The organism is Pseudomonas sp. RGM2987, from assembly GCF_022952855.1.
In the GTDB taxonomy this organism is placed as follows: domain Bacteria; phylum Pseudomonadota; class Gammaproteobacteria; order Pseudomonadales; family Pseudomonadaceae; genus Aquipseudomonas.
The window spans coordinates 1-1,108 of sequence record NZ_JALJDX010000027.1 but is presented as its reverse complement, the minus strand read 5'-3'; the positions used below and the strand labels follow the sequence as shown (position 1 = coordinate 1,108).

Genomic DNA, 1,108 nt, shown 5'->3' with positions numbered 1-1,108 from the left:
CGATACAACTGGTAAACCGCGTCAACTTGATTACGACTGTTGCGCAGCCGAGCGGGAGCAAGCTCCCTCGCCACAAGGGTACGTGCTCTCACGAAAGTCTCGGTGGCAATCGGAGACAGTGACCCGGCCTTCTGAAAATCTCGTAGGAATTCTCCACCCGTGGCGAGGGAGCTTGCTCCCGCTGGGGTGCGTAGCAGCCCCAAACCGCCCGCCTCGTTTCTCCAGGCACACCGCGGGCCCAGGTTTTGCGGTGACTGCGTCACCGAGCGGGAGCAAGCTCCCTCGCCACGGGGGTTGTGGGCGTCCTACAGGCCGGTTGTTGTGACGGGAATCGCCTTCTATAGTTGGGTTCGCCGCTGGCTTTGGTCGGCGGTAGGGTTTCGCAGCCCTAAGGCGAATGATCTGCACCGTCGAATGAAAAATCAGGCAAACTTGCCGGCTTTCATTTTATGGCGGTTGCGCGCGGGAGACCTTCGGGTCTGCCGAGTTTGGTCGTTCCTCGGTCTGCGAACCCGCGCGTAGCTGCCACCCATTTGTTTCGCAGCAGAAAAAGTGGCAATTCATTCTCTCTTGATGGATTTCACCTAATGACCACGTATGAATCGAATGACCGCTTCACCCCAATCACCCAAACCGCCACCACCTACCCCGTCCTGCTGATCGACACCCAAGCCCCACTCCCCGAGCTCCATGCCTGCGTCAGCGAGCGCCTGCATGCCACCCTCGATTACCTGACCCTGATGGCCTGCACCACCCTGCGCGATTCCGCCAGCACCGACCTCAACACCGTCACCAACGTTGCCCGGATTTTGGTTCAGGACGTGACCGACCTGTTTGCCGTCATCGAACGCCGCGGCCTCGAAGACTAGCCCTCGGCCACTTCGGTGCGCGCGCCGGAGCGTTTCAAGGCGATGCTGGCGACGCGCCGCGAATGGGCCGAGGCCGAGGGCTTGAATCCGGATGCAGTCGAGAAGATGTACAGCGACCTGGTGAACCATTTCATTGCCGAAGAGATGAAGCACTGGTCAGCGCATCAGCCTCAAAGCTGACTCACAAATCCCCGTGGCGAGGGAGCTTGCTCCCGCTGGGGTGCGCAGCAGCCCTAATC

General features: G+C 60.5%; 1 protein-coding gene and 1 pseudogene. Both read left to right on the top strand.

Annotation, left to right across the window (positions count from 1 at the left end):
• The first annotated feature begins 587 nt into the window (after window positions 1-587).
• Complete coding sequence (locus tag RGM2987_RS00120; RefSeq protein WP_245138094.1) at window positions 588-869, top strand: fructose-bisphosphate aldolase; 282 nt, start codon at window positions 588-590, stop codon at window positions 867-869.
• A 3-nt stretch (window positions 870-872) separates the two neighbouring features.
• A pseudogene (locus RGM2987_RS00115) lies at window positions 873-1,049 on the top strand (chorismate mutase); the annotation flags it as partial.
• Between the last annotated feature and the right edge of the window lie 59 nt (window positions 1,050-1,108).

Excerpts from the sequence above, each read along its gene's own strand:
- RGM2987_RS00120 (WP_245138094.1), top strand. The coding sequence starts at position 588 with ATGACCACGTATGAATCGAATGACCGCTTCACCCCAATCACCCAAACC.